This window comes from Mycolicibacterium austroafricanum (assembly GCF_000612725.1).
Lineage (GTDB): Bacteria > Actinomycetota > Actinomycetes > Mycobacteriales > Mycobacteriaceae > Mycobacterium > Mycobacterium austroafricanum.
In genome coordinates, this window is the sequence record NZ_HG964454.1 from 1 (window position 1) to 17,881 (window position 17,881).

Genomic DNA, 17,881 nt, shown 5'->3' on the forward strand with positions numbered 1-17,881 from the left:
ATGTGCATATCGCATCTGGCTCGATCCGGGCGCAAAACTGGAGGAAATGGGCAGTTCCCCCCATCCGAGTCACCCGGATTAGCCGGTTAAGAGTGGTGAGCCGGGATCGATGAAAAGTGAACCGGCACTGTTGAATCGGCACCAATCGGCCACAGCGTGCGCCACGAACTCTGGCCCGTTGTCGAAACGCACATAGTGCGGCGCCCCGTGGATGAGGGCCAGCCGATCGAGCACGGCGACGACACCGTCGGCGTTGATGGACCGGTCGACTTCGATGGCCAGGGCTTCCCGGGTGAACTCGTCGATGACGTTGAGCATCTTGAGGGCGCGGCCGTCGGCGGTGGTGTCGAACTGGAAGTCCATCGCCCAGATGACGTTCGGACGGATCGGCGACATCGCGCCCACGGCCACCCCGATGCCGGTCAGCCGCTTCTTGCGGCGGCGCTGCGGGACCCGTAGGCCCTCTTCGCGCCAGAGCCGGCGGATGCGCTTGTTGTTGGCCTGCCAGCCCGCCCGGCGGGCCATCTTGGCAGCGCGGCGCCATCCCCAGCGAGGCCGGTCGGTGGAGAACCGGCGAAGCCAGGCCCGCAGTTCGGACTCCTCGGTGGTGACCGGTGATGGCGTCAGCCGCATCGTGGAGCGGTGCAGGCCTACAACGGTGCAGGCGCGGCGTTCGGACACCCCGAACCGCTCACGCAGCATGGTCGCTGCGCGGCGTTTGCGGTTCGGGGTCAGAAGTTTCCCGACCCGATCTCCTTAAGCATGTCGATGTCGAGGGCCTGATTGGCCACCAGCTTCTTGAGCCGGGCGTTTTCGGCCTCGAGCTCCTTGAGCCGCTTGGCGTCATTGGCCTTCATGCCGCCGTACTGAGCCACCCAGCGATGCCACGTCGATTCGGCGACCTCCAGATGACGGCACACCTCGGCCAGCTCCTGACCGGAGCCGAGCAGCTTGTTGCCCTCGGCGAGCTTGCGGATGATCTGATCCGGCGTATGCCGCCGCCGCTTGTTCGATGCCATGTCGTTGGTGATTCTTCCTGCCCGAACACTCGGGCAACAGAGTCGCACAACGACTGGACCACTACAGGGGGCTCACCTCAGAGGCGATCGGCAATCATCTGCAGGGTTGTGCCGTTGACGCCGTATTCGCCGAATAGTTCCATGGCCGTTTCCAAGATTCGTCCGCGTACGGATCCACGTTGTCGCGACATAGGTTCTGCACCAATCGTCTTGAAAGTTCGGCTGCGGCGGTTCGCGCCGCATGTGTCGTGCTGCGCGAGGGTGCCGGATGTGACGTCCATAACTCTCGGTCCACTTGCCCCATACTAGCTGCAAACGCTAACTTAACTTGCCATATGGCAAGTTGTAGTAAGTGCTGCGACTAACAACGCCGATCAGTCCACCGGGAAGGCTGGTGCGTGCAGATGCTGGGAATGTTCGGCACCGCGGTGCCTGTTGGCTAGGCCAATCAATTACCACGCACGCGGGTCTATCGAGCGAGTAAAGAAGCGAAGGGATCGAACGGCTTGTGCGCTTGCCAACCAGGCATCTGCCCCTGTGATGGTTAAGGAATGACATGGACATGACGACGCGGGAAGCATTGAGCAACACTGCTGTTGATCAGGTGAGATCGGTCGACGATTACATCGGTGTGGACGGCAGTATCACCATCCCCGACGGCGTCACCCTCACCGCATTTCTGGAGCGTAACCGTGCTGCGATGGGCGATCAGCCTGCATATCAGTTCATCGATTACTCGCAGAATCCCGATGGGCAGATTGTGGGACTCAGCTGGAACGGGCTGTGGGCACAGGTCAATGCCGTCGCCGCCCGACTGCAACAGGTGACCGAACCCCGCGACCGCGTCGCGATCCTCGCGCCGCAGGGCGTCGAGTACGTCGCGGCATTTTTCGCCGCTGTCCACGCCGGCAACATCGCCGTCCCGCTGTTCGCGCCGACCCTGGCCGGTCACACCGAACGCCTCGCGGCGGTACTGTCCGATGCCCAGCCGGCAGTCGTGCTCACCACGACTGCCGCGGCCGAATCGGTCCGCACCTTCATCAGGACGCTCCCCGCCGCTCAACGTCCGCGGGTGATCGCGGTAGACGCTGTCCCGGACACCCTGGCGCAGTCATACGTCGGCCCGTCTAGCGCCACCGATGACATCGCCTATCTGTAGTACACGTCAGGTTCGACGCGCACCCCGGCCGGTGTGGAGATCACCCACCGCAATGTGTGCACCAATGTCATCCAGATGATCCTGGCCGGCGACTTGGACACCGACGTCCGCAGCGTGAGTTGGCTGCCGCTCTACCACGACATGGGCCTGGTCATGATCGTGTTCCCAGCGCTGTGCGGTGGTCACATCAACTTGATGGACCCGATGGCGTTCCTCCGCCGCCCCTACCGCTGGATCAAACAGTTGGCCGACGAGGCTGCCCACGGTCGCACCTTCGCCGCGGCCCCGAACTTCGCTTTCGAGTTGTGCGCACAGCGCGGCCTGCCGCCGATGGGCGAAGCCATCGACCTGAGCAATGTGGTGGCCCTGCTCAACGGGTCCGAGCCGGTGACACTCGGGTCCATCGAGCAGTTCATGGCGGCGTTTACCCCATACGGGCTGCCCGAGACGGTAGTCAAGCCGTCCTACGGCATGGCTGAGGCCACCCTGTCGGTGGCCAGCATCGCCCCCAGCCAGAAGCCGCGCGCCACCTATTTGGACCGGGCCGCGCTCGCCGCCGGCCGCGCCGTTGTCGTCGATTCCGAGGTTGACGGCGCGGTGGCACACGTGTCGTGCGGTCGGGCGATCCCCAACCAGTGGGTGACGATCGTGACCCCAGACGGCGATGAAGCGGCCGACGGCATTGTGGGCGAGATCTGGTTGCACGGCAATAACATCGGTCGCGGCTACTTCGGCCGACCGGACGAGTCGGCGAAGGTGTTCGGTAACAAGCTGCAGGTCCGCCAGCCCGTCGGCAGCCACGCCGAGGGCGCCCAGGACAATGCACTGTGGTTGGCCACAGGCGATCTCGGCGTGTATGTCCACGGTGAGCTGTTCGTGACAGGCCGGATCAAGGACCTCGTCATCGTCGATGGGCGAAACCACTACCCGCAGGACATCGAAGCGACAGTAAGCCGTGCTTCGTCTGCCGTGCGTTCGGGTTATGTGGTTGCCTTCGCGGTGCCTGGTAGTTCGGGCGAGCAGCTCGTGGTGGTGGCCGAGCGCGCCGCAGGTTCCGGGCGCTCGGCGCCCGAGCCGGTCGTCGCGGCGGTCCGCGCAGCGGTGTCAAAGCAGCACCAGGTTCGAGTGACCGACATGCGACTCGTGGCCGCCGGACGCATCCCGCGCACGACGTCGGGCAAGCTCGCCCGTACCGCGTCCCGAGCGCAGTACCTGGCCGGCGCGTTCGACTAGAAGCCCCAGAATTGTCGGATTGGCCTCCGCGCCCGGAAGCGACCCAGCACGCACGCTGCTGCGCCGAGAAGTTCGCAGCGCAAGCCGCACCGCATCCGCACCGAGCACGCCGCCTGCACCTAAGCCTGCTTTGTCGAGGACGCCACCGAGGAGAACCCCAGGAGAAAACGCACAGCGAAACTGCTGGCCGCCGCGACGGTCGTCGCTGCTCCGCTGGCCGTGCGGTGATCCCCATCGTCGCCGCACCGGCTGCACACGCCGACATCTGCGCCCGGCATCGCGTCCGGGGTCGCGCCGCGGCTAGCTCGGTGTACCTGTTCACTCACCCCGAGTTGAACGGATTCTTCACCGGGCTGCACGGCCCGCCCCACGAGGAGGTGCCCCAGTCCACCAGAGGCTATTTCGACACTCATCCGCAGGAGCACGCTGAACTCAGGGGTATCCGCCAGCCGCTGGTCGATTTCCGCAACCGCTGCGGATACGGCGAACCCAACCTGTTTGGAGGGCAACAACCGTGAACAGATCACGTGGGTCGATCCGGGCCCGCATCGCGACGGTGGCGCTCGCGCTCTTGACATTGCCCGGCGTCATCGTGTTGGCCGCTCCCGCCGGCACCGCCCTTGCCGACGTGTGCGCCAGCGCCGGGCGCCGGATCTCAGTGGGAGGATGTGTCAACATCGCCGACGCAGTGGCCCCCTACGTCCCGCCTCCGGCCTACTACGCCCCGCTGCCCGAAGACCCGCCACCACCGCCACCGCCTGGCTCGAATGTCAGCGGCTGCATCGGCTACAACGGACGATGGGTCTCCGCCGGGGGATGCAATTGACCCCCGACTCCATTCGGCCGCGGAGATTCACGCCTCATCGGCATTCGATTGTCCATCGCTGCTGATGGTGTTGCCACCGGCGCGTTTTGCGCGAAACATCGCCTGATCGGCACACGTGATCGCATCGTCGAGTAACCGCGACAGGTCGGCATCCAGATTGGTGAGATGAGCCCATTCGCGGCTGTGCACGCCCAGGCTGGCGGTGACCGCCGGCACGTCATCGGCTTCGGTGAGCGCGAGCCTGATGGCCTCTGCGATGTGGTTGTCTCGGCCGGGCGCGGTGATGTCGACGACGACGAATTCCTCGCCACCTGTGCGGGCCACCAGCGCGTTACTGCTGACAGCGGCTCTGATGCGTTGAGCGCTGCGAACGAGGACGCTGTCGCCCTCGGCGTGGCCGAACGTGTCGTTGATGGCTTTGAACTGATCGAGGTCGGCGAGGATGACCGTCATGAACTGCCCGGGTGTCTCGTTGCGGGTCAGCAGTCCTCGGAAGTGCAGATACAGCCCACGACGGTTCAGTAGGCCCGTCATGGGATCGGTGGTCGACTTGTTGGCATCGTTGCGGAGCAGCTGGATGCCGACCAGCAGCACCACTGTCACCGTGGCGATGGGAATTGCAGCGGAGAAGATGATGGCGGCGGAGGTTCCGTCGATTCTGCCCTCGTGGATGTTGAGAACGATGAAGACGATGAGGGCACTCAGGACGACTGCGTTGTGCGCGGCGAGTGGCTTTGGCCCGTCGAGGAACACCAGGTACACCGAGACCAAGGCAAAGCAGTGGTAGGCGAACAGGCCGACGAGCCAGTTCGAACTCATCAGTGCGATCGCGGCGATCCCGAGGTCGGCTGACACGATGAAAGCGCGTGATTGCCAGTGTGTCGGCCACGGACGGGCCCACCACATCACCGACCAGAACAGACCGATCCCGGCGAACAGGAACACGATGGTCATCGAGGTGGGAGAAGGGGCAGCCGCGGGCAGCAGTCCGATCATGGCGAAGACGGAGACGCATCCGAGGATGCCGCTGATGGTGAGTTGTATGGCCCTGGCGAGGTCGCGGTCGGCAAAGTAGCGGACGTATCCGGCATAGTCCACCGGTTCACGCCACCACCGGGCGACAACCCGCATGCACGCACGGTTCTCACGCGCCTGTGCTCGGACTCGCACCCGACAACCCTCCCGTGGCACCCGTTGTGCAGCTATCTCGTGGATCCTGCGTGCAGTGACAACACGAGCCGATCGACCCCCGTCAAAGGCGCAGCTTCGCCACTTGCCAGCAAAACTATCTCATGCGTCAGTTAGTTCCGCCGTGTCGACCTCATGCGGGGTGGGCAAGGTGCGCGGGCGCGGCTCCGGTCGTAGCGGTGCGGATCAGCGTCAGGTGATCGCGTCAACGTTGGAACCGAACCGCCCTCCGCTGCGTCCAATCACGCATGGACATCAACGATCCCCGATGCCGTGCCGGCTCTCCCACCGCGGGTTGCGGCGTACTTGGCCCAGGAACGCAGCTGGTGGCGGATGTTGCGCCGCGACCGGAGCGATGACCGCGGCGGAGTGACAGGTCGCGGAGTTGGCGCGTGGAGCAGGTCAGGGGTTGTTCGCCGCCGGTGGCTCAGCGGTCTTGGGCGTGCCGGCGGGACGGACGAGGACGGCTCCGGCGAGCAGGATACCACCAATGATCAGTGCGGGGGTGCCCCACGCTTTCCGGAACGTGGCGGCGGACTTGCACTCACCCACGTGATCGGTCGGAGTCCGGTTGCGCCAGCTCTCGGCGCTCTCTTTGTCCAGGAGCCGCGCATGGCTGAGTTCGATGGAGAACGGTTGGCTGCACCGCACCTCGCTGGATGTGGCTTCGTCATGGAGGTTGATCGGGAGCAGGAGGGCCAGCGCTCCGGCGATGAGGCCGACGGCGCCCACCAGTCCGAGAAACGTCCGTAGCGGCATGTACTGCTCCTGTTCGGTTGGCTCAGCGGCGGCGTGAAGTATATGCACGTGCGTCAGCGCCGATGGCCGGTGCCTGGCACTCGCGAGTTCGATCCACAGCGGCGCAGGCGCAGGTGACTGTCACGTCCCGGCACCGCCAAGCGGTCAGCGCACCGTCGCGCTGCAGCCGCAGCGCGGCCAGGGTTTCGGTCCGCCGGGAATCGGTGCCCCACACTGTGGACACGGCCTGGCCGGCAGCGACGGCGACAGCAGCAGATCCACGAGCGAGAGTCCGAGCTGCCCGATCCAGCTGAGTGTCGGACCAGTCGCGGTGGCTCGGCGCGGCGCGGCCATGTTCACCCTGGTCAGCTGGCTCGGCTCGCGGTATCGGCGGCCCGGACCTCGGTGGCCTCTTTGATCAGCGTCTGGGGTGACAGGCGTAGCGCCCACGCGATGCTGACCATTTCCGGTACCCGGCAGGGCCGCTGTCCCAGTTCGATGCGCGACATGACTTTGAGGTTCACCCCGGCCTTGTCGGCGAGCTTGTCGAGCTGCATCCGCGCGGCGAGGCGTCGCCGGCGGATGGCTGCGCCGATCGCGACGTCGGTGACGGTGCTGCTGTAGCGCAGTGGCTCGGCAATGGTGCCGTTGGTGTTGTCGCCCATGACTCCTCCTCACATAGTTCTCTAAAATGGAGAATAGCAGGAGAAGTTGTGTGACGGTCTGGCGCTGCATCGCGCAAGCCGGATTCGGCGTGCCGGTGTTCATGCGTCTGGGCGCCCGGTGACGCGGCATTGCGTTGACTGGCCGTCCATGGCTGAATACCGTCGGCCGGCCTGTGTCAGTCGCGCGCTGCTGCCTGCGCCTCTGGGACGGACCGGCACCGTTCGTCACGGAGCACCACGTGCCACGCGTGTGCACGCCCAGCTGCGGCCTCGAATTGCGCCGCCGGGGCGCTGTACACGGCGGCCAGCGCCCGCGAGTACGCCTGCAACGCCTCGGTGTGGGATGCCGGAAGCTCCTCGATCGCCCGCAACGTCGCGAGGTATTCCGCGGTGAACTCCTGCAGTTCCTCGGGGACGTCGCTGTCGACGGTGTCGGTCCAGCGAGACAGCGCCGGTGCCGCATCGAACTCGGGGGCGTACCCGACCACCCCCAGGAAGTTGCCCATGCAGGCATGGATCTCGTCGGCTGCGACCTTGTCGTAGGTCGGGTTCTGGTCGCTGTAGCCGGCGCTATAAGCGAATCCGTGCTCGCGGATCAATCTGTGCTCGGTGAGCACCGCGCCGCGGTGGGCTCGCCGTTCCTCTCTGGCCGCAGCGAATTCGAAGAACCGGTAACTGCCCACCAACGCGCACACCCGTGGCCGCAGGTCCGGGTCAACGTCGACGGCGGTCGCCTCGGGGAACAGCACCACCCGCAGATCGAACTCCGCGATCAGCCATGCCAACGCATCCGCCCGCAGAGTCTGACCGGCGGCACGCGCGTTGCGCTCGTGGCCGCTCAGCCAGTCGGTGTCCGGGCCGGCGTCACCGAACCCGACGGTGGAATCGGCGCCGATCACCGCAGGGGCGCAGCTGAACCGGCGGCTGCTGCTATTCATGCGCGCACCGTATCGACGGCAGACGACTCTCCGGACAGCTGCGGCAGACACGCCGAGGACGCTGGCGCAGCCGGGGGCCCAGTCGCGCCCAGTCGCGCCCCGGCGGCGTGTTCTTTTGCCGATTGGCCACCCTCGGAGCCGACAAGGTCCCGCGAGCAGCTGCGGGCCGGACAAGCAAGGAGACATCAGGTGCCGTGGTATCTGACAACCCCACGCCAGATCAAGGGGTTCAAGCGCGAACTCAATCGCGTGGACGAGGCGCTCTCACGCCAGGACGTGCGCGGGCTCGGTTCGCCGCTGACCCGGCTTCGCGGCGGCATGAGCGTCGGCATGGTGCTGGGGGTGCTGATCCTGGTCGCAGCATTCGTCGCATCGTTGATCAGTCCCAAGCCCGATGCCGGTGTCGCGTCGATCATGACCACCCGAAGCGGTGGCATGTTCGTTCAGTTCAACGGCCGCCTGCACCCGGTGACCAACCTCGCATCCGCGCGGTTGATCGTCGGCAACCCCGACGAGGCCAAGGTGGTCACCGACACCGCGCTGCGCAGCATGCCGACCGGGCCCCTCATGGGGATTCCGAACGCGCCCAACCTGCTCACACCGCGCACCGACGACACCGCGACGTGGACGGTGTGCGACTGGCGCGATACCGCTGTCCCGCTGTCGCTGCTGCGCTCCGGCGACATCACCACCGCGGTGATCGCCGGCTCGGACATGCTCGACGGCGGAACCGATCTCGGTGACAACCGCGCAGTGTTGGTCAAGCCGGTGACCGACCCGTCCAAGCTGTGGTTGCTCTACCGAGACACGCGAGCCGAGGTTGGTCGTACCGACTACGCCGCGCAGGCCGCGCTCGGTCTGACCCCCGCGCTGATCGATACGGCGGTGACCGTCTCCTCGGCACTACTTGGAGCGATCAGCCCGTCACCGGTGCTCACCGCGCCGGCCCTCGTCGACCGCGGACAGCCCAGCCCCGTGGTAACCGGGTCGGCGATCGGAGACGTGCTGACCGTGGCCACTGCCTCGGGCGCTCGCTCGTTCTATCTGGTCGGATCCTCCGGGGTGCAGCAGGTCTCCCCGGTGCTGGCCCAGATGATGATCAACACCGGTTCGGCACAGCGGCTCGTCGACGATCCGGCCACGGTACAGGCTCAGCAGCATGTGACCATCGTCGACGATTCCCGTTTCCCGTCGGCGGTGCCGACCATGATCGCCGAGCCGGCACTGTGCTGGAGCTGGGCGAAATCCCGTGGCGAACTGACCGCTTCGACGCGGATCTTCACCAACGCGCGGATGCCGCTGACCGAAGCGGGACGCGCGTCGGCGGTGAACCTGCTTCCCAACGACGGAACCGCTGAGCAGGCCTCAGATTCGATCACGTTGCCCGGGTTCGGCTGGTATGCCCGCACCACCGGTGATGCCACCGATTCCGTGGCAGCCGAGCAGCTGATGTGGATCGATCCGAACGGCACCCGGTACCCGATCGATGCGGTGGTCGGATCTTCGGCCGGTGAGGTGTCCTATGACCCCACGGTCAAAGCACTGGGATTCGACACCATCGCACCGACCCCGATCCCGTGGGCGGTGGCCAAGCTTTACGCACCGGGAGCCACCTTGTCGATCAAGAACGCACAGGTGATGCAGGGAACGCTTGTACCGCACTCACAGGTGCCCAATCCTCCGACCAGTAAAGGTCAGCGCCCGCCTGAACCGGACCCGCAGCAGGCCGCCGACCCCGATGCTGACCCCGATGCCGAATCAAATGCCGAACTCGCAGCCGAGCCCGGCGCCTGACATCCACTGAAAGGACTCATCTGATGTTTTCGATTTTCCGGGCGCCGCCCCGGCCGGCGGTGTCGCTGGCGCCGACCGGTGTGCAGATCAAAGAACCGCTGGCCGCGCCGCAGCCGGACCGCCGGCCGTTGTGGATGAAGGCGTTGCCGTTCGTGATGATCCTGGCGATGCTCGGCATGTTCGTCATGTTCGCGCTTCTGGGCGCCCGCGCGCTCACCTCGATGCTGTTCACGATGCCGATGATGTTGATGATGCTGGTCATGATGCTCACGCAGATGCGCGGGCAGAATTCCACCAACAACGACATCGAGCAGGAGATCGAAGAGTACGACCTGGAGCTGCGCGAGCAGCGCGCCGAGGTCTACGAGCAGGGTCGGGCAATGCACGATCTGCGTACCGCCTGTTTCCCGCATCCGGGGGATCTTCTGTCACTGGTGGGCACCGACGACATGTGGCAGGCCGACCCGAACCCGGAAATCGGCAGAGTGGTTGCCCCCGAAGACGAAACCGACCCCGACGTCCGGAATCTGACGTCCAACCCGTATCTGCGGGCGCGGATCGGCATCGGGATGGCGCCGCTGTATCCGAAGCTGATCCCCGCTCCCGATGTGGTTCCCGAAATGCTGGAGCCCACCACGATGGTGCGCTACGAGCGGGCGATGCAGACGCTGTCGGTGGTGGCCAACCTGCCGATCGACGTCCGCCTCAACGAGTTCCCGGCCTATGCGCTGCGCGGTGAGGAATCCGCCGACCGCGGTGGTCTGGTCCGGGCAATGCTGATGTCATTGGCGTTCAACCACAAGCCCAGCGATCTGAACATCGGTGTGGTCACCGAGGATCCGCAGGAGTGGGAATGGTTGAAGTGGCTGGCCCACAACGAGGATGTGACCAAAGTCGAGAAGGGACTGGGCGCGCGGCAGCTGAGTTGGCGCAGCCTCGATGAGTTCGCGGTACGTCATGCCGCCCAGATCGAGCGGATGCGGGATCCCGCCGAAGGCGCCAAGCCCCCGCATCTGCTGCTGATCATTGACACCCCCAACGCGGTGGTGTCGTGGCCGGCGAACATGGCCGGCGGTGTGACGGGAATGACCTGGCTGGTGGTTCGGTACGGCACCGATCTGGTCTCTGATCTCAAGAGCCGCATCCTGCTGCGCGACGGCCGGGTCTCCACGGTGGAGGACTTCGATGCCGCTGCAGCCGATTCGGTGTCGGTCGTCGCGGCGGAGACATTCGCCCGGGCGATGTACATGTTCCGGCCGCGCAACTACGGTGTCGGCGGCGCGGTGGTCGATGACACACCTGAGCACATCGCGGACTTCTTCGAGGCGCTGCAGATCGGTGACATCGAGACTCACGACGTCATCGAGGTCTGGAAGCGCAACGCCTTCACTGATGAGATCAAAGTGCCGTTCGGCTATCAGCGTGCCGGGGATGTGCTGACCCCGGAGCTGAGCTACGTGAACTTCTATGAGGAGAACCGCAGCGGCAACGGTCCCCACGGCGCCGTGGCTGGGCGCACCGGTTCGGGTAAGTCGTATTTCCTGCGCGCCATCGTGCTGGCGCTGGTGGCCATCTACGGTCCGGACAAGGTGGCGCTGATCCTGGCCGACTTCAAAGGTGGTGCGACGTTCCTGGGGATGGAGAACCTGCCACACACGGTGGCGTCGATCTCCAATCTGGAGAACGCCATGGAGCTGGTGGACCGGCTCGGCGCGGTGATCAACGGTGAGGTGGACCGTCGCGAAGAGTTCATCACGACCCAGAGGCGGTGCAAGGACATCTTCGAGTATCGCGAACAGCAGCAGAAGCACCCCAACGATCCGGACTGGCCTTCACTGCCTGATCTGATCGTCATCATCGACGAGTTCGGCGAATTTCTCAAAGACCGGCCGGGCTACCTCGAGCTGCTGACCCGCGTCGGTCGCGTCGGCCGCTCGCTGGGCATGCACCTGGTGATGTGCAGCCAGTTCATCGACAAGTCGGTGCTCGGTGATCTTTTCGAACACCTGAGCTTCCGGTACTCGCTTTCGGTCAACTCCCCGCAGCACTCGATCGCGATGATCGGCACCGACGCAGCGGCCACGATGGTCGGCGGCAAGCTCAAAGGCAAGATCCTGCGCAAGTTTTCCTCCGACCACGGCCCAGTGGAAGTGGCCGCGTTCCACCACGAAGCTCCCTACATCCGGCGCACGGTGATCGAACGGGCCCGGACCGTCAACGACAGCCACGACGTGGTGGCGGATCCGGTGGTTCCGTTCACGCTGTTCACCGAGCGCGGCTTCACCCCCGTGATCGAGGGCGAGGTAGTCGAGACGCGTGAGGAGCAGCTGGGCGAGAAGATGGCCGATGTGCTCCTGGAGAAGGTGTCGCGGCTGCGTGACATGCGGACTCTGGATCTGTGGAAGCCTTCACTGCGGGAACCGCTGAGCCTTCCGACGCTGGGTGGACTGCAGCGCCAGCAGCAGGGGCTGCGTATCCGTATCGGCGACCTCGACGCCCCCGAGAAGCACACCCGCCTTCCGTGGATGATCGACTTCGGTGGCAGCGTGGCGCATCAGGTGATCGCCGGGGCCGGCAAGTCCGGGCGCACCACGCTGCTGCAGACGCTGGTGATCTGCGGCTGTGTTCAGCACGGCCCGTCGCGGCTGGCGTTCATGCTGGCGGACTACGGCACCGGCAAACTGGGGGAGGTCCGCAACAGCCCGAACGTGGCGGCATACGCTCGTCCCGGTGACGGCGAAACGGTGGCGCGGATCCTTGGCGAATCGCAGCGGCTGATCGATCTGCGCCGCGAGGTCATGGTGGACCGCGAAGTCCCGTCCATGGACGCGTATCTGGCGTCCAAAGATCAGGACCCGGTGCCTGGCGATCCGTACGGCTACGTGATTGTTGCCATCGACGGCATCGGCGAGTTCCTCGGCGAGGATCGCCAGGAACGGGCCAAGCTGCTGCGCCCGATTCTCGATGGCGGTGGCGCGGTCGGGGTGCATCTGGTCTACACCGCCGACTCACAGGGCTCGGCCAACGCCGGCAACGTGACGCATTACTCGGTGGAGGTCAAAGGCGGAGTGCAGCTCCCCTCAACCGATTACTCCGGCGCCAAGGTGCCGCCGGAGGTGCGCATGACACTGGCCGACCGTATCCCGCTGGATCAGCCGGGGCGGTCGTTCGATGCGGCCACTTCGCTGCAGGCGCGCACGGTTGTCCCGATCAACCGGGCGATCGAGCCGGACCGCGAGGACAAAGGCATGCCGGTGTTCGATGTGGTCGATCACGGTGAGGAGATCCGCATGCTGTGCGGGGACCTCGCAGCCGTTTACGCCGAGGAGAAGGTGCCCGCGGTGCTGCCGGCGGATGCGGTGATCGATTACGAGACGATCTGGTCGGTGTTCGAGCCGATGGTCGATTTCGGTCGGCATCCGGCACGCACCATCATGCCGCTGGGTAGCCGCATGGACACCTTGGCCTTGGCGCCGGTGCCGAATTTCTCACAGAACCTGCTGGTGTATGGCGAGAAGGAGTCGGGTAAGACCAACGCGCTGCGATCGGTCATGGAATCCGTGATGCGCCAGTTCGCTCCCAAGGATGCGGTGATCATCGTCATCGACCCCCTGCGCCAAATGCTCGGCGAACGCGACCGCCTCTACGAGCGCGGGTACATGCAGCGCGCCAAGTTCGTCGACAAGGTGGATTCCAGCGGCGCAACGGTTCTCGACGCCGACGGCAAGCCGGTGCAGGTGCGCAAGCGTCCGCCCGGGTATGTCGCCAGCCGCGAGGACATTGATGCAGTCGCCGAGATGCTGGTGCGGTTGATGGTTTCGCGCCGTCCCGGTGACGACGCGACCTCCGATCAGCTGCGCAACCGGACGTACTTCACCGGTCCGGAGGTCTACGTGTTCATCGACAACTTCGCCTCCATCGCCAGCGGCTACGCGGCCAAGACGGCGTTCGACGAAGTGGAGGTCGGCGGAGAATCGGTGAGCAGGCTGCTGGCGACCGGCACCGATCTCGGTGTTCACTTCATCCTCTCCGACGGCACCGGGTTCGCCGATCGGGTGAAAGCCTCGGCACTGCTGCTCGCGCTGCGGGAGTCGCTGATGGCGCCGATCCTGCAGTTGGCCGGCGCTCCGGCCTCGGGTCTGCCCGTCGCGCAGGCATTTAACCTCAAGCCGGCACGGTGGCGCGCCGGTCAGGGCCGCCTGATTGTGGACGCCGAAGACCACGTGATGGTGCAGACCGCACACATCGATGTCGATGCGGTCGCCGCCCGGTTCAACGACGTGCCCGCGGCGGGATAGGGATCCACGCCACCTGCAAAGACTCAGCGGCCGTCCCGGAGTCCGGGGCGGGCGCTGATCGTTGTGGTCTCAGATACTCAGCACTGACCGTGAAAGCGCTCCATCACAGCTTTCTCCGGGGCCGTGACGCTGAGGCGGTACTTGTTCTTCACCATGACCTGACGCTTGACGTAGGTGCACTGGAACGCGGGGTTGGGCGGCAGCCACTCGTCAGCTGCTTTGGCACCCTTGCCCATGTTGGCCGGCCCGTCGACCGCCAAGAGGTTGAGGGGGTCGTTGGCGATCTGCTTGAGCGCGGGCAGGTCCCACGTCCACGCCCCGGACACCCAGCTGTTGGCCAGGGCCACGATGTGATCGACCTGTACCGCCGCTGAGGTGTCTTTCCCGCGCATGAAGCCGATGATCTCCGCGGTGTAGGGATCGACCAATGTTCCAGAGGCGACCTTGCACCCGTCGAGTGTGGTCACCGCGGTCAAGTCGCGGGCGAGGATGTCGTTCCTCGTGTCGCAGTTGTTATTCCCGCCCTCGACATCGACGTCATCGGTCCACGCCTGACCGAACCGTACGCGGGCGTAGCCGTTCATGGATGCCTGCGGGGCGACCACGAGGGTGGACGGGTCGGAGCTGGGGGTGCTTGTTCCGCCTAAAGCCATCGGCGCGCCAGCGGAGCCGGGCGGAACTGCGTTGCCGGCCGGTTCCTGCTCATCTCCACTGCCTGCGATCCATTCGCGGGTTGCTGAGATGGCCGGCCCGATCACCGGAACCGCAGTGCCGGCCAGTGATCCGAACAGCACGACGGCGGTCACGACCATGATCAACCCGATCAACGCCAGCTGCAGCAGGGTAGAGACGATGCCGGAGGTCTTATTCGGTGTTCCCATGGCCGCGCAGTGTGGCCGCCGCTGCCGTTGCGGCCCCAGCGCGGCGCGACGGCGGCCGCGCTCGGGAACTGTCACGTCCCCGTCATTCGGCATCCAGCCGCGGCACCGGTTTCAGGTGGTGCGCGCATCGGCGTTCGCGGATCGCCTGCGCCCCGGGTGGTGGGTCTGTATACCGCCCGGGATGCAGGTCTACGCATTCGGAAGCGTCACCGGGGCACGGCGGTGAGCTGCTTGTATGCACTGTACGGCGGCACTGATAGCGACTATGAGGACTACTTTGAGGCACTGATTGAGTGCGATTTTGAGTGCCTGTTTGAGCGAAGTTCTGAGTGCCGGTTGGAGCGCGGGTTGGAGCATCGCGGCGCCGACAGGTGTCGGGCCCGTACGCACGCACGTTGGCGACGCAAGGCCCGGTGACGGAGCCCGGCGGGAACCGGTCGGCGGATAGCAGCTCGTGTGGGGTGCTCTTGAGCGCGCTTTTGACTGCCGCACACCGTGTGAGGGCGCCGGCGCGGGGGCAGTCGCGCCGCAGACCCGCTCCGGCCCTGCGTCGGTCCTAGATTGCGCGCACCGCGGGCACACGAGCACCGCGGCGTCGGCGGTCTCGCGCAGTGCAGCCGCCGCACACTCCGCAGCAACCGAAAGGTGGTCCGGCGATGACAGCCGTGATCGACAACAAGGCGTTCGTCAAAGGTCTGTCAGCAGCGAAAGTGATGGCCTTCGCCGGCAACGACGACCCCACGCACGCCGCCGTGCTGCTCGGCACCGCACGCGTGGAGACAGCCGAGGTCGGCTCACAGAACTCGTTGGCGTTCCTTGCTTCTGACGGCATCAGTCCGGGACAGGCGATATTCGAATGCGACGGCGACCTGCCGCTGGTGAAGTTCTCACTCGACCAGGCCAACCAGTTGCTGTCGGCGGCCCGAGGTGCGGCTTCCGCCGTGAAGAAAAAGGACAAGGAGGCCTCCACCGAGGTGGAGCTGTCGGTGGTCGATGAGGGATCGACGCTGCTGATGCGCACTCTGACCGACGGCGCACTGGGCGAGGCGGACTCCCGCCACTACATCCCGCTGCAGGATGCCGACGACTTCCCGATCCGCTCGGTGCTCAAGACGTTGCAGGCCAAAGGTGCCCGCGAGATTCTGGGTGCGCGCGGCGCTGGGGACGATATGAGCAATGCCCCGCTCAAGGTGGGGAAGGTGCAGGCGTTCACCGCCGAGACCATCAAGAAAGTCGGTGCGATCGCGGCGGTATTCAAAGAGCCCGTGGAGATCTACACCCGCGCGCATCCGGCCTCGATCGTGACCGTCACGTGTGCGGGTGTGTTCCGCGCGGTGCTTGCGGCGCACGCCTACCACCCGGATCTCGACGTCGAGGACCCCGAGGTTGCGGTGGCCACCACGCTCGGGGACAGCGGCGGAGCAGGCGACGACACACAGGACAGCCGGGACGACGACGCGGCGGTGGATGCCGAAGAGACAGGTGCCGCGTGACTCCCCGTGGTAACCCCGTCGAGGGTGGTCGTGATGACGGCGGGCCGGAGTTGGAGCTTCCAAATCATCTGATGATCCGCGCAATCCGCGAGATCGTTGGGGCAGCGGGAGATCAGGCAATTTCTCGGGGGGAACTCGAGAAAGCCGTCGACGTCATCACGGATATATACACATCAGCTGGACTGTTCAAGCTCTGGAGTGACGGTGACGTGTCTTTTGCGTGGGACGTCGACGCTGCTGACTTGGTCATCACGATGGTTGTCGACCCGGACACGGGGTTACCGCGCCGGAGTATCCAGCTGTGACCTTGTCCGAACTGCAGCGTGCACTCAACGAGTACGGGGGTGCGTGCTGGTTCTCCCGGCTGCCACACGAACGAAGCTGGGAGAACCGTGTCGGTGCGGAATCGGTGCGGCTGCAGCTGCGTGACCGGGCGTTGGCTGCCGGTGCGAGCACTGAGCAGATCACCGACGCGGACCGCTATGCCAGCGATCTGGTGAATGCCGGCCGGGTCCCGCTGGGGCTGGCCGGGCGCTCCTGGGATCAGTTCACCGCGGACCAGAGGGCACAGCTGTGATGGGCCTGGACGTCAATGCCACCCGTGTCGGCGACCGGATCCGCGACGACCGGGGCCGGGTGCTCACCGTGCACGAGATCCGGCCGGCTGACGCACGCGACGATCCGTCCGCCGGACCGATTGTCTGCGCCGAGTTCGACCACGGACGCGGCGTATGCATCGACGCTGCGACCGCACACCGCTACGAACCGGCGTGACCGGTGCGTCCCGTCGCGGTGTCACGTCCTGATCCGCGCCGGCTACCACCCGCCGCACACATCAACCACTGCTGGCCTCAACGTCGAAACTTCGAACGTTGCACAGACACTAAGGACCGCACATGAGCTTTACCCATGAGATCGGCGACCTCTTCGCTCACCCGGCTGAGGCCATCGCGCACGGCGTCAACTGCAAAGGCGTCGCCGGTGCTGGCGTGGCAGCTGTGATGAAGTTGCAACACCCCAACGCAATTCACCAGTACCAGGTGCTCGCCCGGCGCGGTGACTTGCCGCCGGGCGGAGCGATGATCTGCCCGCAAGGGCCGGGGGACAAGGCGATCATCCACTGCGCCAGCCAGGATCATCCCGGGCCCAACGCGACCGAGGAGTGGCTGCGGTCGTCACTGACTGTTGGCCTGGAACTGGCTGTCGGGCACGGCATCCGGTCGGTGGCGGTTCCGCTGATAGGCGGAGGCATCGGCGGACTGGACCCCGCACGGGCAGTCGCGATCATCCGCGAGGTGTCCGAAGAGTCGCCGGTGGCCGTGACGCTGGTGACGCTGGTGTAGCCGCCGCGACACGCCGAAGCGCAACGTGTTGCATGCGCCGTTGCTTGTCGGGGATGCCGAGTACAACTTCACCCATCCGGTGCGGGTGAGTTCCGCAGCCTGTGAGCGGGGAAGCTCACCGGTTACGCATCCGCACCGGATCAGCAACAGCAACAGCAACTGAAACAGCAACAGAAACGAGCCTGACATGACCGCCCCCGCCCCCGTCGCACCCGCCCCGGTCCCCGTGGCCGCTCCCGCTCCCGTCGCCGCTCCGGCGCCGGTTGCCGCCCCCGCTCCTGCGCCTGTGGCGGCTCCCGCTCCCGT

Annotated in this window: 14 protein-coding genes and 3 pseudogenes; 10 read left to right on the plus strand and 7 right to left on the minus strand. The window is 65.7% G+C overall.

Annotated features, from left to right (window positions below):
• Positions 1-93: 93 nt before the first annotated feature.
• Positions 94-1,019: pseudogene (locus BN976_RS17130) on the minus strand (IS3 family transposase); the annotation flags it as partial.
• 80 nt (positions 1,020-1,099) lie between these two features.
• Positions 1,100-1,210: pseudogene (locus BN976_RS34790) on the minus strand (TetR family transcriptional regulator); the annotation flags it as partial.
• A 371-nt stretch (positions 1,211-1,581) separates the two neighbouring features.
• On the opposite strand from BN976_RS34790, the pseudogene BN976_RS17140 reads away from it, so the two are divergent.
• From BN976_RS17140 to BN976_RS17150, 3 genes and pseudogenes are all read left to right on the plus strand, one after another.
• A pseudogene (locus tag BN976_RS17140) lies at positions 1,582-3,411 on the plus strand (fatty acyl-AMP ligase).
• A gap of 224 nt (positions 3,412-3,635) precedes the next feature.
• Positions 3,636-3,929, plus strand: coding sequence for a heme-binding protein (locus BN976_RS17145; RefSeq protein ID WP_051558459.1), 294 nt, complete (start codon positions 3,636-3,638; stop codon positions 3,927-3,929).
• Complete coding sequence (locus tag BN976_RS17150) at positions 3,926-4,237, plus strand: hypothetical protein (protein WP_036372414.1); 312 nt, start codon at positions 3,926-3,928, stop codon at positions 4,235-4,237. Before BN976_RS17145 ends, BN976_RS17150 begins: the two co-directional genes overlap by 4 nt.
• Before the next feature lie 27 nt (positions 4,238-4,264).
• Here BN976_RS17150 and BN976_RS17155 read toward each other — a convergent pair whose 3' ends face one another.
• The 4 genes from BN976_RS17155 to BN976_RS34420 form a co-directional block, all read right to left on the minus strand.
• Positions 4,265-5,368, minus strand: a complete 1,104-nt coding sequence (locus BN976_RS17155; protein ID WP_051558461.1) for a GGDEF domain-containing protein — start codon at positions 5,366-5,368, stop codon at positions 4,265-4,267.
• Between the two features lie 459 nt (positions 5,369-5,827).
• Positions 5,828-6,184: a hypothetical protein gene (locus BN976_RS17160; RefSeq protein ID WP_036372416.1), complete on the minus strand. Its 357-nt coding sequence runs from the start codon at positions 6,182-6,184 to the stop codon at positions 5,828-5,830.
• A gap of 344 nt (positions 6,185-6,528) precedes the next feature.
• Positions 6,529-6,828, minus strand: a complete 300-nt coding sequence (locus BN976_RS17165) for a helix-turn-helix domain-containing protein (protein ID WP_051558462.1) — start codon at positions 6,826-6,828, stop codon at positions 6,529-6,531.
• Positions 6,829-7,004: 176 nt separating this feature from the next.
• A complete protein-coding gene (locus BN976_RS34420; protein ID WP_036372418.1) occupies positions 7,005-7,766 on the minus strand; it encodes a hypothetical protein in 762 nt (253 codons plus the stop codon).
• Positions 7,767-7,955: 189 nt separating this feature from the next.
• On the opposite strand from BN976_RS34420, the gene eccB reads away from it, so the two are divergent.
• On the plus strand, positions 7,956-9,560 hold the full coding sequence (gene eccB, locus BN976_RS17175; protein ID WP_235622065.1) for a type VII secretion protein EccB: 1,605 nt from the start codon (positions 7,956-7,958) through the stop codon (positions 9,558-9,560).
• A gap of 23 nt (positions 9,561-9,583) precedes the next feature.
• Positions 9,584-13,858 (plus strand): FtsK/SpoIIIE domain-containing protein, encoded by a 4,275-nt coding sequence (locus BN976_RS17180; protein ID WP_036372424.1) that lies wholly within the window; start codon positions 9,584-9,586, stop codon positions 13,856-13,858.
• 77 nt (positions 13,859-13,935) lie between these two features.
• Here BN976_RS17180 and BN976_RS17185 read toward each other — a convergent pair whose 3' ends face one another.
• Complete coding sequence (locus BN976_RS17185) at positions 13,936-14,739, minus strand: HNH endonuclease family protein (protein ID WP_036372426.1); 804 nt, start codon at positions 14,737-14,739, stop codon at positions 13,936-13,938.
• A 656-nt stretch (positions 14,740-15,395) separates the two neighbouring features.
• On the opposite strand from BN976_RS17185, the gene BN976_RS17190 reads away from it, so the two are divergent.
• The 5 genes from BN976_RS17190 (at position 15,396) to BN976_RS17210 (ending at position 17,575) form a co-directional block, all read left to right on the plus strand.
• Positions 15,396-16,232: a hypothetical protein gene (locus tag BN976_RS17190; protein WP_084182318.1), complete on the plus strand. Its 837-nt coding sequence runs from the start codon at positions 15,396-15,398 to the stop codon at positions 16,230-16,232.
• The gene (locus BN976_RS17195; protein WP_145977960.1) at positions 16,229-16,537 is read left to right on the plus strand and encodes a hypothetical protein; all 309 of its coding nucleotides are present in this window, start codon (positions 16,229-16,231) and stop codon (positions 16,535-16,537) included. Before BN976_RS17190 ends, BN976_RS17195 begins: the two co-directional genes overlap by 4 nt.
• Positions 16,534-16,809 carry a hypothetical protein gene (locus BN976_RS17200; RefSeq protein WP_036372431.1) on the plus strand — a complete coding sequence of 92 codons (276 nt, stop codon included), beginning with the start codon at positions 16,534-16,536 and terminating at the stop codon, positions 16,807-16,809. Before BN976_RS17195 ends, BN976_RS17200 begins: the two co-directional genes overlap by 4 nt.
• The gene (locus tag BN976_RS17205) at positions 16,809-17,006 is read left to right on the plus strand and encodes a hypothetical protein (RefSeq protein WP_036372433.1); all 198 of its coding nucleotides are present in this window, start codon (positions 16,809-16,811) and stop codon (positions 17,004-17,006) included. The genes BN976_RS17200 and BN976_RS17205 overlap by 1 nt, the downstream gene beginning before the upstream one ends.
• Positions 17,007-17,128: 122 nt before the next feature.
• Positions 17,129-17,575, plus strand: a complete 447-nt coding sequence (locus tag BN976_RS17210; RefSeq protein ID WP_036372437.1) for a macro domain-containing protein — start codon at positions 17,129-17,131, stop codon at positions 17,573-17,575.
• The last annotated feature ends 306 nt before the right edge of the window (positions 17,576-17,881 follow it).

Bases quoted from the DNA above. Each gene is read 5' to 3' on its own strand.
- BN976_RS17155 (WP_051558461.1), bottom strand. From the start codon at position 5,368: ATGCGGGTTGTCGCCCGGTGGTGGCGTGAACCGGTGGACTATGCCGGA.
- BN976_RS17180 (WP_036372424.1), top strand. From the start codon at position 9,584: ATGTTTTCGATTTTCCGGGCGCCGCCCCGGCCGGCGGTGTCGCTGGCG.
- BN976_RS17160 (WP_036372416.1), bottom strand. From the start codon at position 6,184: ATGCCGCTACGGACGTTTCTCGGACTGGTGGGCGCCGTCGGCCTCATC.
- BN976_RS17210 (WP_036372437.1), top strand. From the start codon at position 17,129: ATGAGCTTTACCCATGAGATCGGCGACCTCTTCGCTCACCCGGCTGAG.
- BN976_RS34420 (WP_036372418.1), bottom strand. From the start codon at position 7,766: ATGAATAGCAGCAGCCGCCGGTTCAGCTGCGCCCCTGCGGTGATCGGC.
- BN976_RS17185 (WP_036372426.1), bottom strand. From the start codon at position 14,739: ATGGGAACACCGAATAAGACCTCCGGCATCGTCTCTACCCTGCTGCAG.
- BN976_RS17165 (WP_051558462.1), bottom strand. From the start codon at position 6,828: ATGGGCGACAACACCAACGGCACCATTGCCGAGCCACTGCGCTACAGC.
- BN976_RS17205 (WP_036372433.1), top strand. From the start codon at position 16,809: ATGGGCCTGGACGTCAATGCCACCCGTGTCGGCGACCGGATCCGCGAC.
- BN976_RS17190 (WP_084182318.1), top strand. From the start codon at position 15,396: ATGACAGCCGTGATCGACAACAAGGCGTTCGTCAAAGGTCTGTCAGCA.